15 protein-coding genes and 1 riboswitch are annotated in these 13,276 nt (G+C 44.5%); of the genes, 4 read left to right on the top strand and 11 right to left on the bottom strand.

The window, feature by feature from the left end:
* Positions 1-74: 74 nt before the first annotated feature.
* Positions 75-563 (bottom strand): GNAT family N-acetyltransferase, encoded by a 489-nt coding sequence (locus BLS69_RS06150; protein WP_076210139.1) that lies wholly within the window; start codon positions 561-563, stop codon positions 75-77.
* 193 nt (positions 564-756) lie between these two features.
* On the opposite strand from BLS69_RS06150, the gene xerS reads away from it, so the two are divergent.
* On the top strand, positions 757-1,848 hold the full coding sequence (gene xerS / locus BLS69_RS06145) for a tyrosine recombinase XerS (protein WP_256332233.1): 1,092 nt from the start codon (positions 757-759) through the stop codon (positions 1,846-1,848).
* Between the two features lie 247 nt (positions 1,849-2,095).
* On the opposite strand, the gene mobB is transcribed toward xerS, so the two are convergent.
* Positions 2,096-2,629, bottom strand: a complete 534-nt coding sequence (gene mobB, locus BLS69_RS06140) for a molybdopterin-guanine dinucleotide biosynthesis protein B (RefSeq protein WP_091029424.1) — start codon at positions 2,627-2,629, stop codon at positions 2,096-2,098.
* 7 nt (positions 2,630-2,636) lie between these two features.
* Complete coding sequence (glp, locus tag BLS69_RS06135) at positions 2,637-3,905, bottom strand: molybdopterin molybdotransferase MoeA (RefSeq protein ID WP_091034849.1); 1,269 nt, start codon at positions 3,903-3,905, stop codon at positions 2,637-2,639.
* 221 nt (positions 3,906-4,126) lie between these two features.
* Here glp and BLS69_RS06130 point away from each other — a divergent pair, with 221 nt between their 5' ends.
* Positions 4,127-4,417: an HNH endonuclease gene (locus BLS69_RS06130; protein WP_091029422.1), complete on the top strand. Its 291-nt coding sequence runs from the start codon at positions 4,127-4,129 to the stop codon at positions 4,415-4,417.
* Positions 4,418-4,529: 112 nt separating this feature from the next.
* On the opposite strand, the gene BLS69_RS06125 is transcribed toward BLS69_RS06130, so the two are convergent.
* The 5 genes from BLS69_RS06125 to BLS69_RS06105 form a co-directional block, all read right to left on the bottom strand.
* Positions 4,530-5,267: a DUF4247 domain-containing protein gene (locus BLS69_RS06125; protein WP_091029419.1), complete on the bottom strand. Its 738-nt coding sequence runs from the start codon at positions 5,265-5,267 to the stop codon at positions 4,530-4,532.
* A 12-nt stretch (positions 5,268-5,279) separates the two neighbouring features.
* Positions 5,280-5,786 (bottom strand): DUF4178 domain-containing protein, encoded by a 507-nt coding sequence (locus BLS69_RS06120; protein ID WP_076210134.1) that lies wholly within the window; start codon positions 5,784-5,786, stop codon positions 5,280-5,282.
* A gap of 23 nt (positions 5,787-5,809) precedes the next feature.
* Positions 5,810-6,211 carry a DUF350 domain-containing protein gene (locus BLS69_RS06115; protein WP_036613690.1) on the bottom strand — a complete coding sequence of 134 codons (402 nt, stop codon included), beginning with the start codon at positions 6,209-6,211 and terminating at the stop codon, positions 5,810-5,812.
* A gap of 95 nt (positions 6,212-6,306) precedes the next feature.
* A complete protein-coding gene (locus BLS69_RS06110) occupies positions 6,307-6,978 on the bottom strand; it encodes a PspA/IM30 family protein (protein ID WP_076210133.1) in 672 nt (223 codons plus the stop codon).
* 111 nt (positions 6,979-7,089) lie between these two features.
* On the bottom strand, positions 7,090-7,431 hold the full coding sequence (locus BLS69_RS06105; protein WP_051447323.1) for a prenylated flavin chaperone LpdD: 342 nt from the start codon (positions 7,429-7,431) through the stop codon (positions 7,090-7,092).
* Between the two features lie 154 nt (positions 7,432-7,585).
* Here BLS69_RS06105 and BLS69_RS06100 point away from each other — a divergent pair, with 154 nt between their 5' ends.
* Complete coding sequence (locus tag BLS69_RS06100) at positions 7,586-8,377, top strand: polysaccharide deacetylase family protein (RefSeq protein ID WP_091029417.1); 792 nt, start codon at positions 7,586-7,588, stop codon at positions 8,375-8,377.
* A 104-nt stretch (positions 8,378-8,481) separates the two neighbouring features.
* On the opposite strand, the gene BLS69_RS06095 is transcribed toward BLS69_RS06100, so the two are convergent.
* The 3 genes from BLS69_RS06095 to BLS69_RS06085 form a co-directional block, all read right to left on the bottom strand.
* Positions 8,482-9,153 carry a 3D domain-containing protein gene (locus BLS69_RS06095; protein ID WP_091029414.1) on the bottom strand — a complete coding sequence of 224 codons (672 nt, stop codon included), beginning with the start codon at positions 9,151-9,153 and terminating at the stop codon, positions 8,482-8,484.
* A 2-nt stretch (positions 9,154-9,155) separates the two neighbouring features.
* Positions 9,156-9,352: riboswitch (cyclic di-AMP (ydaO/yuaA leader) on the bottom strand.
* Between the two features lie 217 nt (positions 9,353-9,569).
* Positions 9,570-10,292 (bottom strand): amino acid ABC transporter ATP-binding protein, encoded by a 723-nt coding sequence (locus tag BLS69_RS06090; protein ID WP_017688094.1) that lies wholly within the window; start codon positions 10,290-10,292, stop codon positions 9,570-9,572.
* Complete coding sequence (locus BLS69_RS06085; protein WP_091029413.1) at positions 10,279-11,742, bottom strand: ABC transporter substrate-binding protein/permease; 1,464 nt, start codon at positions 11,740-11,742, stop codon at positions 10,279-10,281. The genes BLS69_RS06090 and BLS69_RS06085 overlap by 14 nt, the downstream gene beginning before the upstream one ends.
* A gap of 183 nt (positions 11,743-11,925) precedes the next feature.
* Between BLS69_RS06085 and BLS69_RS06080 the strand changes: the two genes are divergently transcribed.
* Entirely contained in the window at positions 11,926-13,101 is a 1,176-nt protein-coding gene (locus tag BLS69_RS06080; protein WP_091029410.1) for a M20 family metallopeptidase, read from the top strand.
* The last annotated feature ends 175 nt before the right edge of the window (positions 13,102-13,276 follow it).

Below are 13,276 nucleotides of genomic sequence, written 5' to 3'. Positions count from 1 at the left end.
TCACCCCTTCATTAGTTTTTTAATTTCTGCATTCAAACAGAATGCTTTATATGTAAGTGAAGTCCCGATTGGAATCAGGTTACAAAATATTGGCTTGGATTGCCCAGTTCCGGATGGAACTTCTCTCGAAAGCGGCCTCCAGTATACTCCCCTATAATTTTTCGCCAGAACGCCTGCGCAATAACATTGTTACGAACCTGGGTCACTTTCCATCTTCCTGGAAAACGTTTGAACAGCTCATAGGCTGCCCGAGTGCCCACTCCACTGCGCCGATATTTTTGCATCACAAAAAACTCAGTCAAATAGTAGTCGTTATCCTTACTTCCAGGCTCCAACTTCTCCACCAGAGCAAACCCTGCAGGTGCCCCATCACTTGTAATCAAAAAAGGAAACTTACGGTCCTCTTCTGTCCAGAATGCTTCCAGACCCGGATACTCCGGAAAAATGCCGTTACTGTCCACATCAATATTCAGATATTTGGTAAAATCATATAGATAAAATTGCATTAAATGCCGAATCACCTGACTGCGTTCCCGGGGAACCAGTTCTATTTTCATATTCATCCGGTTCACCTCCTCTGCTTTACGTATACTAATTACTTTAATGGTTTACGCGCCGAAGGGCAAGGAAGCATCCTCTACTTACTGCCTGCTTTGGTGAACAAGCTGTGAGCATGTAAATTATGGTACACTAGAGCATAGAATACTATTAAATTGAATATTAATCTTATATGTTTTTCACATGGAGGTGTCGAACTTGACCAACGTGCAAAAAGAGATTGATCGACGCAAGCTGGATGACAAACTACCTTCCATGCCTTGGTTCGTTCAGCAATTCATGGACTACAAGCTACCTGACCTGTCCCCCTCTACCCTGCTCGAATATCTGAGAGATTACGAAGCTTTCTTCGGATGGTTGCGAGCAGAAGGGCTGTCCGAGGCAAGCTCTAATAAAGAAGTAACTTTGAATGAACTGGAAGTCCTTCGCATGGATTCGGTTACCGCCTATCGGTTATTTCTCACAACCAAACGGGAAGGAACCAATTCCAGAATTACCGTATCTCGCAAACTCTCTTCCCTTCGTTCCCTTTTCCATTATTTGAGCCAGATTGCGGAAGATGAAGACTTTTATCCTTTGCTGAAGCGGAACATTATGGCCAAAATCGAGATCAAACGAACCCATAAACCCAAGGACACCGCTGCCAAACTCAAAGGTAAAATTCTGGAGGAAGAGGAACTGCTGGAATTTATCGGCTATATCCTTGAAGGGTACGCTGTTGATATGGAAAAGAACAAACAGGCACTGTATTCCCATGAGCTCAACAAAGAACGGGACGCCTGCATTGCCAGCCTGATCCTCAATTCAGGTTTACGGGTGTCGGAGGTCGTGAACCTGAACGTTGATGATCTCGATCTGAACAACAAACTCTTGTATGTTTATCGCAAAGGTAACAATGATGAGACGTACAAAACACCCGTTTATTTCAGGGAACAGGCCAAGGATGAACTCGCAACTTATATGAACCTGCGGCAATCACGTTACCGTACGCCCAAGCGTGAGAAAGGTCTGTTCATTGCTTTGCGTAACGGAGATTCAGAAGGAAGTCGAATGACCAAAAGAGCGATCCAGGCCATGATTATGAAATACGCCAAGCGCTTTGGCAAACCATACTTGACTGTGCACAAATTACGCCATTCATTCGCAACCGACTATTATTTGCAAAATGATATTTACAAAACGAAAGAGCAGCTTGGACACGCTTCTACGGAAACGACCGAGATCTATGCTCACCTTACCGACAAAACGATGTCCGAAGCCATCGAACGTCGTACTGATGACGGGATGTAACATCCCGAACAGAATAAAAGCAGCAAGCCACATCAAGGATTTCGATCCGAGAAAGGTCTGCTGCTTTTTTGTTTTTTTGCATCATTCAAGAAGAAGAGCATAAGTAGAAATAATTATAGTTTACATAATAAATATTACGTTATATTTAAAAAAGAATCAATCACGCTCTCTGTACATTCAATCATGTGAAGCCACCATAATATCCCACTTCTTGACGTTTCCACGATTCGAATTCACCATTCTGTCTTCACTTGCTCTCAACCATCTGTAACAACGCTTTGGCTATATCCTCCGTTTCATGAACCGAGTACCATGTTATATCTCTGCTTACGGTGCTCCGCTCTATAAACTGCTCTGAAGGTAACCATGAGATCATACCAACTACCCCTTTAAGCTGATCAACCAAGGTCAGATCTTCCTCTTCTCGAACCATCACGAATTTGGGATAAGAAGCATCCTTGAATCCTTCAATGACAATCCAATCATAACCGGACAGATGACTTAACATATCCTCCAACTTGGTTGCCTGTCGCTCCATAATCGCAGTACGTTTCTCTGACATGACAACCACCGCCGAGGCCCCAGCCTCTCCAAATTGATACGAATCCGTTCCTTCTTGATCCATCTCAAAATGGTCATGTCCATCATGCTTAATCGCAGCTACCTTAAGTCTCAAGGAAGAAAAGTGCCTGATCAGCGCGGCTGTCAGGGTTGTCTTGCCCGTGTTTTTGTATCCAACAATCTGTATGATATGTGGTTTTGTATCACTCATTGTAGTCATCTATCAACTACCTCACATGACCTGTGGGAAGTTTAATAATACGTACCTGCTCACCCGCAGGAATACCTTTTTTCTCAGGTGGAACAACAATCAGGCAATCACTGTCCTTAATGGTGATCATCACGCTGGATTCATCTACACGGGCGGCAGCCGGTATCGCGTACACCATGCCGTTGCGGATCTCTGTGCGTCCACGAACGAATCGTGTAAAATTGTTCACTTTGGTGTACTCTTCTTCCAAGATCGCAGTCCATTCTTCCAAATAAGGATGAGCATCCGCCTGCATGGAACGAATGGTTGGACGAACAAACAAACTAAAGCCCACAAAACAAGCCCCAGGGTTACCGGAAAGTGCAAATAGCAATTTATCTTTATATACAGCAGCTGTGGTCACACTGCCTGGTCGCATCGTCACTTTGTTAAACAACATCTCCACATGTTCTTCCAGCACAAGTTCGCCCATAATATCATAATCCCCGACAGATACACCACCTGTGGTCACCACGATATCATTATCTTGAATGGCTTCTTCCAGTTTGGCCCTTGCCGTATTCACATCGTCTGCAATGGAACCATACATCACAGGCTCTCCTCCTGCTTCAACAACCAGAGAGCGCAGCATGTAACTATTGCTGTTTCGAATCCGACCTGGTTGCAATGGCTCATCTACATCAAGCAATTCCGTGCCGGTTGCGAATATCGCCACCTTTGGACGTTGAAATACGGGAACTTCTGCTATGCCAAAAGTAGCTAACACGGACTGCTCTCCTGCCCTGATGATCGTTCCTGCTTCGAGCAGTTGCTGTCCCTCTTGGACTTCCAATCCGATTGGGGTGATGTTAGCACCCGACAATATGTGCCGTTTCAATGCAATCCATTGTTCTCCGTTCTCTACCTTGCTCTCGGTCATCTCCATCATGACTACCGCATCTGCACCTTCTGGAACCTGTGCACCGGTCATTATTCGAGCCGTCGTACCTGAAACAATGTTGTGGTCCGAGGTGTACCCGCAAGGAATTTCATCAATGACTCGAAACCAAACTTGATGATCACTCGATGCATCTATGGTATCTGTACTTATAATTGCGAATCCATCCATACCCGATCTCCGGAAGAATGGATACGGATGAGGTGCTTGAATAGTCTCTGCAAGTGTACGGCCATGAGCAGATTCAAGGTGAACTTTCTCTATGGAGCCTAAAGTAACTCTTGCAGCGATTTTGGCTTGGGCATCCGGCACCTGTACAGCTGTACGATTGAATTTGGCAGTTGTCATATCATGTGAATGTGAGTTCAGTTTCAAAAGTATTCTTACCTCCTAGAGACATTCATCTTTTAAGAAAGTGTAGCCCGAATACTGTAAGATAACAAGTACATCACGTATTGAATACTGTGACAAAATCTTATTTCATACAGGTGTAACATTCCTTGACCTATATTCAACATGAAAGGCAACTTGTCTGCCCATAATATAATTGACAAAGGGAGGCGATGATCATGAGTAAACGATGTGAATTATGCGGCAGAGAACCTGTAAACACGACCGTTCATCATCTGACACCGAAAGAAATGGGAGGAACATTTCTGCCAACAGCCAACCTGTGCATCCCCTGTCACAAACAGATTCATTCGCTATACACTAATCGCGACATTGTAACCCTTGGTCTCACGGATCTGCAATCCCTGAGACAGGATGAACGAATGATTCCATTTATCCGCTGGATTCGCAAACAGCCTGCTTCAACGATTCCCCGTGTACGCAAGTCAAATCATGTTCGCAAATCGTAAACGAAAAAGAACAGCTCCAAGGTCATGTGCCGGCGAGGTGAATCCGCCTTCCCTTGTCACTGTTCTTAAATGAACTATGCGATTGGCAGCCATCCTTATGATTAGATGTTTATTATCTTCGCCTCTTAATTCGGCCGCCGCCCACTCTGGTTTTTGGTTTTTTGTAGGATTTCTTAGGTGAATCAAACAACCCGCCACTGCTCTTGTTACGATCAATGGTTCCCTTGCTCTGATCCTTGTTGCGGTTGAATAATCCTCCGCCAGATCCCACGCTTGAATCTTTATCGCTTCCGCGCCTTGTAATCGTACCTTTCCGATCAACAGTAATAGGTGGAGCAAGCTTCTTGTCATTACTTGTTGGTGCACGATAAGATCCTGCACTCGGTTTATACGTATCTTTATTGGTATATCCCCGATAGTTGCCATACCCTCGCCCGCCAAAAGAATCGAACAGATTACCAATTAATGTAGCGGTGAGGTAACCTTGTAAAAAAGATGAATCGTAGTTCTGCCGAACATATTCCTTGGAGTCCACCTCTACTAAGGTATCCTCCGGCTTATTCGGGTCTTGTTGCAGGTGATAATACTCGTCCTGATACACGAGGAACATACGCTCTGTGTTCTCTGCCGAGATCTGATCCGGTTGCCTTTGGTCAGACAATTCCTGAGCCACTTCCGGAACGGTACGGTCTGAAGCCCGGTACACATAGGACGTTGAGTTACCACTGCCGTTAACCGATTCAAGCGGATATGTGTCCTGAACAGAAGGTGCTCCGCACGCGGACAACAGAGACATCACAAGGCTGAGGACCAGCATTAATTTTAATCCATGTGCCAAGCGTTTTTTCATTGGGAACCTCTCCTAGCTCGAACGAATTACTTTGATATCCGCAGGAAGAATGGACTCACCCTCATACAGTGTAAATCTTCTGTCTTGCCACTCCACCCGAAGAAGCATATTATCATCCGACTGATACTGCCATACCAATTGTTCTCCAGCCTGGCCATATGGAGTTCTACCTGCCGTTGATACCATGCCTCCATACTCTTCCTCCAGATGAAATGCGCGTCCATCCAGGTCCAGCAATGTGGGCACCTCATCAGGTGCATCAAGCCTGCCATCAATTGGTGTATATAGAGCGTAACGTGTGAGTTCCCGTTCTTCGATATGCAAATATCGAAATGCGGTACCATCCTGCAGCGTGAGCACAACTGCATTTCTAGCGCGATTTTGTACCCGACCAACGACTTCATAAGTGACCAGAGAAACCTCACAGATATCACCAGGTGCAAGCTGAAGCATCGTTTTCTCTGCCTGCGGTGGTTCAGGTTTTGTTAGTATTCCTTTAATTCGTTTCCATACACTCATGAGAATTACTCCTGTTCCTTATCTTATAAACAAGCTGCAATAATCAGTGCGCCCACGATATGTAAAGCGCCAGAGAACAACCCGTATCCTGTCTTCCCTTGCTGAATTCCCGTATCCAGATCCAGATTGGCCCACTTGCGAATCATAAAGTGTACAACACTCTCCAGAATCAACAAAATGATAAAGGATACAACGGAGACCAACAATGCTTCTCCAAGATGACCAGCCGTAGAAATGGACGTAGCGAGTACATATCCTTGTGCAAATAACTTCATAACCATTCGTGTAGTAACGGCCATATTGCCCGCCTTAACTTCAGCAAAATCCTTATATTTCGTAAACAGTGAATCTACATACATCAAGACAAACAGCAAAACCGAACCAGATCCGGTCCAGACCAGCATCGCCAAAATATTCAAATCCATTTACACAGCCCCCACATATCAACATGAACCGCATTTAAAAGCGAAGGAGAAATACTCTTCTCCTCCGCTGGTTAACCCTGCTGACAACCAAGGTATTAGTTCTTATTATCGTACTGTTTCATCAATGCTGCGAGTTCGTCTTCAACAGCCTGATCTTTACCCAACTTCTCGAACTCTTCATCCAAAGACTTGCCTTTGGAAGACATTTCGTTACTTGCTTCCGCCTGTGCTTCCATCTGCATCATTTTCTCTTCCATACGCTTCATACCAGCACTTGCAGTATCAGAACCAAACCCATTCAACGCTTTGTTGATTTCCGTTTGGGCTTTTGCTGCATTGTAGCGGGCTACCAGTGTTTCGCGTTTGTTCTTCATTTGAGTCAGTTGCTTACGCATCTCGTCGAGCTTGCCACGCAGGTTATCTGCAGAAGCCTTGTTTTGGTCATAGCTGGTTTTGTACTCAGCCATCTTCTCTTCAGCAGCCTTTTTCTCTTCCAGAGCACGTCGAGCCAAATCCAGATTCTGAGCACGTGCCGCCGTATGCGCCTGCTCTTCACGTTTCTTCACAAGAGCTTCCTGCTCTTCGAATAACTGCTTGAATTTCTTCTCAATGGCGATCTGTTGAGCTACTGCTTTCTCCGCATCTTCCAGATCCTCTTGCATGTCACGGATATATTGGTCTGTCATCTTGATTGGATCTTCCGCCTTGTCAATAATGGCATTGATGTTAGACATGGTTAGATCACGCAAACGTTTGAAAATGGACATTATGTTATTCCTCCTAGTCGATATTACATCGTATATAAACATACATACGTAACAATCTACAACTCGTTTCAATTTTAGCAAATAAAATCAAAACATTCGATGGCTCTTATGTCAGGAAGATCGTTTATCTTTGTTCAGATGATCCTCCATCAGCCTCTCTGCAGTCTGCACGATTTCGTCGATCTGCATCCGCGTGATGGAATCAAAATGGATACCCATGATCACCGTAACGGTTACTTTCAGCTGCAGGGCAGCCTTTCGGGCAAGCCGCTCACACAGTTCTTGTTCCTTATGCCCAGGAATATGTACCGTCGTCCCGCTGACGCGCTCATGATCCACGTAGAACGTGGCTACGGCGCCAATATGCGCCTTTCCTCCGGTAACGAGAAAAACCTTATCCTCTCCTGCTTCAATCACCTGTAAACGTATGGATTTCAAATCATATGTACTCATATCCTATCCACCTATCCTTTTCTATATGTTATATATGGAGGAATTATGGCTGTCATAAGCTAAATCCGCAATGAAACTTCTCACACTACGCATATTTTATGAAACCCCCGGGCATACCAAGGAGAACGTCATTTTGGAAAAGGAGGCCGTTATTATGCGCGTACGCCTCATTATGCTGATGGTTATCGTTATTTTTCTCGGAGGATATCATGCTCCAGTTTCATCGCGGGATGTTTCAAGCCCGTCAAGTGAATCAGTATCAGGTTCAGATTCTGCGGAAGAAGAACAACTGACATTGGGACAGTTACGTCAAAAATATGCCGATACGTTCAAAACCAATGGTCCTTCAACAAAGAAGGTTGCACTGACTTTTGATGATGTACCTGATCCACGGTTTACTCCACAAGTGCTGGATGTATTGAAGAAAAACAATGTCAGAGCTACATTTTTCATCGTGGGTAGTCGTGCTGAGAAACATCCGGATCTGGTGAAACGCATCGTTAAGGAAGGGCATATGGTTGGTAATCACAGCTACAATCATCCTGAATTCAGTAAGCTGTCGATGAATGCCTTTCGCAAACAAATTTTACATACCGGGGATATTATTCGACATTTGGCGGGATATACGCCCAAGATAATTCGGCCACCTTATGGAGACATTAATGAAGAACAGCTGCAATGGGCTGCTAAACAACACTATAGCATTGTAAACTGGAACGTTGACTCACTGGACTGGAAAGGCCTCTCCAAGGAAGAGGTGAAGGATAACATCCTATCTGCCGTGAAACCTGGCTCCATCGTTTTGCAACATGCAGGAGGCGGTGTGGGATCTAACCTGAACGGTACGATTGAGGCATTGCCTGAAATAATTGAAGAACTGCGTAACCGGGGATATGAACTGGTCACCTTGGACGAGATGTTGGGATTGCCAAAGGCCAAAGATTAAGATGACCGTGATAGCAAATAATGCAATATTAAAAGGGTGCTGTTCAATCGCAAATTAGCGACTGGCAGACACCCTATTTGAATTCGTTAGATGTAATTTACTTTCTACTTGAGAATATACAGCTCGATATCCTGGAAACCAAATGTACTTACGGACTGTTTGCTACCCGGGATAAAGATATCAATCCGGTGACCCTTGATTGCACCGCCCACATCACGCGCTGTGGCTACAAAAGCCTGTTTTGGCAATCCTGGATGGCTGTGACCAGTTACCAGTACTTTGGTTCCGAGTGGAATTACACTTGGATCAACTGCAATCGTACCCAGTTCAAGGTCATTTCCGAAATAATCGACTGCACCCCATCCTCCATTTTCAGACGGATCTGCAGAGTATGCCGTTGCTTTCACGTTCACAGCTTTGCTGTAATCAAATGTTTTACCCCAGGCTTGAACCACTTTGTTATCTGCGTTAACGTCCAAGCTTGCTGTAGTAACCGTTTTGGCTTGGGTCTTGCTCTCCGTCGCCGCGGCAGCTACATTGTTTGCCTTACCGGGAATCGTAATTTTCAAACCACCATAAATATTGTAAGGTGAAATGTCGTTATTTGCTTTAACCAACGTGTTCATTGCTACTCCATATTGTTTTGATAAGGTGTAGAAGGTATCCCCTTCTTTGGCCACATGAACTGAATCGGCGTGAGCCGGAACGGCTTGAATGAGCATTGCTGTTGTCAATAATGCTACTGCTGTTTTGGCTATACGTTTCTTGTTAATCATGGTCTTCCTCCCTCATTGTGCCTGCGAAGTTAGTTGTCGGATTCGGATGAGGAGCCCACCCTATAGGTTCTTCATTACATTTAAAACGTTATGTACCCCTAATTCACCCCAAGCAGTGTGCTGTAGATCTTCCCCCTGCACAATCTGCATCGTTACATCCCCCGCACTCCCTGTCCGGAAGTTTCGGCAGAGTTCAATATATCACAATTTTGTAACCTGAACTTGTAGTAATTCTTACCAAATGGTTTTTAGCGCGTAAGCATATGTAAGAATACTGGATACTTTAGAAATATTGGACGACTCGATCCTTTACATTTGGTAACAGAATAGTTACTTTTTCGAATTCATACGTGATTATTATCCATAAAAAATAGCGTTACCGACTCGAAGTCAGTAACGCTATTTGATCACTTCGTTTAGAGTACTTTCGCAAGAAAATCACGTGTACGTGAATTTTTTGGTGCTCCAAACACCTCATCAGGTGTTCCCTCTTCTACAATAACCCCGCCATCCATGAACAGGATCCGGTCTCCCACTTCACGTGCAAAACCCATCTCATGTGTTACGATGACCATCGTCATCCCGCCTTCTGCAAGACGTTTCATGACATCCAACACTTCACCGACCATCTCGGGGTCCAGTGCCGAAGTAGGCTCGTCAAACAGCATCACATGCGGCTGCATGGCCAATGCTCTAGCAATGGCGATCCGTTGCTTCTGTCCACCAGACAGCTGATTCGGGAATGTATCTTTTTTATCGTACAAGCCCACGGTGTTAAGCAGATCAGCAGCAATTTTCTCCGCTTCCTGAGTGGATTGTTTCTTCACTTTAATTGGAGCAATCGTGATGTTTTGCTGTACCGTTTTGTGTGGGAACAGGTTGAAATGCTGGAACACCATGCCCATTTTTTCCCGAGTTGCATTAATGTTGTGCTTCGGATCAGTGATTGACACGCCTTCAAAATCAATCTCACCCGAGGTAGGCTGTTCCAACAGATTCAGACAACGTAAGAAAGTACTTTTACCTGAACCGGAAGGGCCGATGACTACGACAACCTCACCTTTGCCAATTGTCACGTTAATGCCTTTAAGCACATCGTTATTTCCATAAGATTTGTGTAATTGTCTAACGTCTATCACTTGCACTCAACTTCCTTTCCAGTCGTCCCAGCAGCTTGGACAAAATGAACGTTAATACAAAGTAGATGGCTGCTGCAATCAAAAATGGACTCAAGCCTTGATACGTAATGTTTTTGACCACACTTGCCTGATACATAATGTCCACCATACCGATAACGGAGATAATAGAGGATTCCTTGATGATGGTTATGAATTCATTACCGATTGCCGGTAATACAGCTTTGAAGGCCTGTGGCAATATGATATAACGCATCGCATCGCCTCTTCCCATACCTAGGGAACGAGCTGCCTCCAACTGACCACGATCTACACCTTGAATACCCGCACGGAAAATCTCTGCCAGATATGCACCACTATTGATTGAAAGTGTAATGATACCTGCCTGAAGTGCAGTAAAGTTAATGCCAAAGCTCAGGGAAAAACCATAGTAAATAATCATTAATTGTACCAGCATCGGTGTGCCACGAATCACTTCAACGTAAGCAGTACCGATCCAGCGCAAGATTGCAGCGTCATGCAAACGGAACAAACAGATGATTAATCCGATAATTACCCCGAAAATAACACCCAGTGCGGACAACAGAAGTGTGTATCCTACTCCTGTAGCATAGAAACTTTTGTACTCCCAGAATACTTGGAAAATATTTTGTGATTTGTTCGCTTTATCCGCCATCAAGAGGCTGGCGTCAGTCACCATCTGATTGATTTTATCTTCACTTTTTAGTCGCTCCAGTGTTCCATTTACTGCAGCTAGCAGCTCGGTATTACCTTTACGAATCCCGATTGCGGCTTCTGCTTGCTCTTCGTCCGGAACAGCAGCAGCAAGTCCAATGATATCGTCCAGATAACCTGCAGCAACGGTATCTTCAACGATTGCCGCGTCAATGCGTTTTGTTTGCAGTTGAAGCACAATATCCGAGATTTTATCCAGCGCAGTAAGCTTCGCTCCTGGAATACTCTGTCCGATCGTTTCCTGAATGGAGCCTTTCTGGACGCCAATCTTCGCATTTTCAAGTTCTGCCATAGTTGGATATTTGTCTTTATCCACATTGCGAACCATAATCACTTGTTTTGATTTATAATAGGTGTCGGAAAAATCGATACTTTTCTTCCGCTCATCCGTCGGCGTCATACCTGAAATCACCAGATCAACACGCCCGCTTTGCAATGAAGGCAGAAGACCGTCAAAGCCCATATCCTCAATCACGAGCTCAGCGCCAAGATCTTTGGCAATCTCTTTGGCGATCTCAATATCGAAGCCGACGATTTCATCTTTGCCATTAATCACTTTATGGAATTCATATGGTGCAAAATCGGCACTAGTACCGAGCACCAGCTTTTTACTGCTTGAATTATCTGTAGTTCCACTTGCAAATGCCACAGGAACGGCAGTCGTCAGCAGAATAACAAAGGTCAACAGCATCATGGTGTAACGACTTATTAATTTCAACCTTGTTCTCTCCCCTTACAATACTTTGTATGCTTCTCATGTTGATGACTGAGTCATTATAAAGTACAATGCATGATTATGCAATGCATTTTGACATTACAAATCTTGACTTGTTTCTGAAAAATTGAAGCAAACATGATATAATCAATGAATTATTTTCATTTTTGCATAAGGAGTTTACTAATGACATCTAACAAATCACAGATACTGACGGTTATTGATCAATATGCTTCCCGTTTTAAAGCCATTTCATCATATATCGGTGCCAATCCCGAACTGGGAAATGAAGAGTTCCTTGCTTCTGCTCGTCTAAAAGAAGAACTGGTCTATCACGGTTTCACTGTAGAGGCTCCAATCCTTGGACTGGAGACAGCCTTTATCGGAACCTATTCAGCCGCCAAACCCGGCCCTACCATTGCGTTATTGTGTGAATATGACGCCTTGCCGGAGATCGGTCACGCTTGTGGTCACCATCTGATCTGTATGATGAGTCTTGGAGCTGCTGTTGGGCTGAAATCCATTCTGGACGAAGTAGGTGGAACGATTAAAGTATTTGGTACACCCGCAGAAGAGACACGTGGTGCCAAAGTTCCGATGGCGGAAGCAGGCTTGTTCGATGACTGTGATGTTGCCCTTATGGCGCATCCGTATTATGCCTATGAAAAGTCAGGCAGCTCGCTGGCGATTGACGCTGTGCAATTTGAATTCCATGGCCGATCTTCACATGCTGCTGCAAGTCCGCACGAAGGTATTAATGCTCTTGATGCCGTCATTCAAACGTTCAACGGAATCAATGCATTCCGGCAACAAGTGAAAAGCACCGTTCGGATTCATGGTGTGATCAACAACGGAGGTCAGGCAGCAAATATCATTCCTGACTATGCTTCTGCGCAGTTTTATGTACGTGCAGCAACTCGCAAAGAACTGAATATCCTCACAGAACGTGTAATTCAGATTGCTGAAGGATCTGCTCTCCAGACAGGTTGCAAGCTGGTGACATCCAACTATGAAACGTCCTATGACGAGATGGTTACCAATGAAGCATTCTCAGCTGCGTTTAGTCAAAATCTCATGGAACTCGGCATCCCGCAAGAAGAGATTGTAAGTGGTAATGATCATGGCTCCATGGACATCGGTAATGTTTCCTTGAAATGTCCTGCAATCCATCCGTACATCCGTGTTGTGGATGAGGTTCATACCCTGCACTCCATAGCCTTCCGTGACCTTGCACTTCAGGAGCGCGCGCTGGATGGCATGATTCTGGGAGCCAAGGCACTTGCTACAACAGCCTATGACGTACTGAGCCAGCCAGAGCTGCTTCGAACCATCCGTACAGAGTTCGAGCAATCTATTCGCTAAGATTCACTTTCAACATGTTATATAGGGTGCCTTGAACAAACTTGAAATCCAAGCTTGTTCAAGGCACCCTTTTCTTGATTTAGCTGTAAGTATATTCAGCAAGAAGCTGGAGATGCTGTGAAAGAAACCTTTGAAAATGATGAAAATAATACATTTTATTACAGTAAATGTGATT

It is taken from the genome of Paenibacillus sp. CF095 (genome assembly GCF_900101225.1).
GTDB lineage: Bacteria > Bacillota > Bacilli > Paenibacillales > Paenibacillaceae > Paenibacillus.
This window is presented reverse-complemented; position numbering and strand designations above follow the sequence as displayed.

Bases quoted from the DNA above. Each gene is read 5' to 3' on its own strand.
- BLS69_RS06150 (WP_076210139.1), bottom strand. From the start codon at position 563: ATGAATATGAAAATAGAACTGGTTCCCCGGGAACGCAGTCAGGTGATT.
- mobB (WP_091029424.1), bottom strand. From the start codon at position 2,629: ATGACTACAATGAGTGATACAAAACCACATATCATACAGATTGTTGGA.
- glp (WP_091034849.1), bottom strand. From the start codon at position 3,905: ATGACAACTGCCAAATTCAATCGTACAGCTGTACAGGTGCCGGATGCC.
- BLS69_RS06130 (WP_091029422.1), top strand. From the start codon at position 4,127: ATGAGTAAACGATGTGAATTATGCGGCAGAGAACCTGTAAACACGACC.
- BLS69_RS06125 (WP_091029419.1), bottom strand. From the start codon at position 5,267: ATGAAAAAACGCTTGGCACATGGATTAAAATTAATGCTGGTCCTCAGC.
- BLS69_RS06120 (WP_076210134.1), bottom strand. From the start codon at position 5,786: ATGAGTGTATGGAAACGAATTAAAGGAATACTAACAAAACCTGAACCA.
- BLS69_RS06115 (WP_036613690.1), bottom strand. From the start codon at position 6,211: ATGGATTTGAATATTTTGGCGATGCTGGTCTGGACCGGATCTGGTTCG.
- BLS69_RS06110 (WP_076210133.1), bottom strand. From the start codon at position 6,978: ATGTCCATTTTCAAACGTTTGCGTGATCTAACCATGTCTAACATCAAT.
- BLS69_RS06105 (WP_051447323.1), bottom strand. From the start codon at position 7,431: ATGAGTACATATGATTTGAAATCCATACGTTTACAGGTGATTGAAGCA.
- BLS69_RS06100 (WP_091029417.1), top strand. From the start codon at position 7,586: ATGCGCGTACGCCTCATTATGCTGATGGTTATCGTTATTTTTCTCGGA.
- BLS69_RS06095 (WP_091029414.1), bottom strand. From the start codon at position 9,153: ATGATTAACAAGAAACGTATAGCCAAAACAGCAGTAGCATTATTGACA.
- BLS69_RS06080 (WP_091029410.1), top strand. From the start codon at position 11,926: ATGACATCTAACAAATCACAGATACTGACGGTTATTGATCAATATGCT.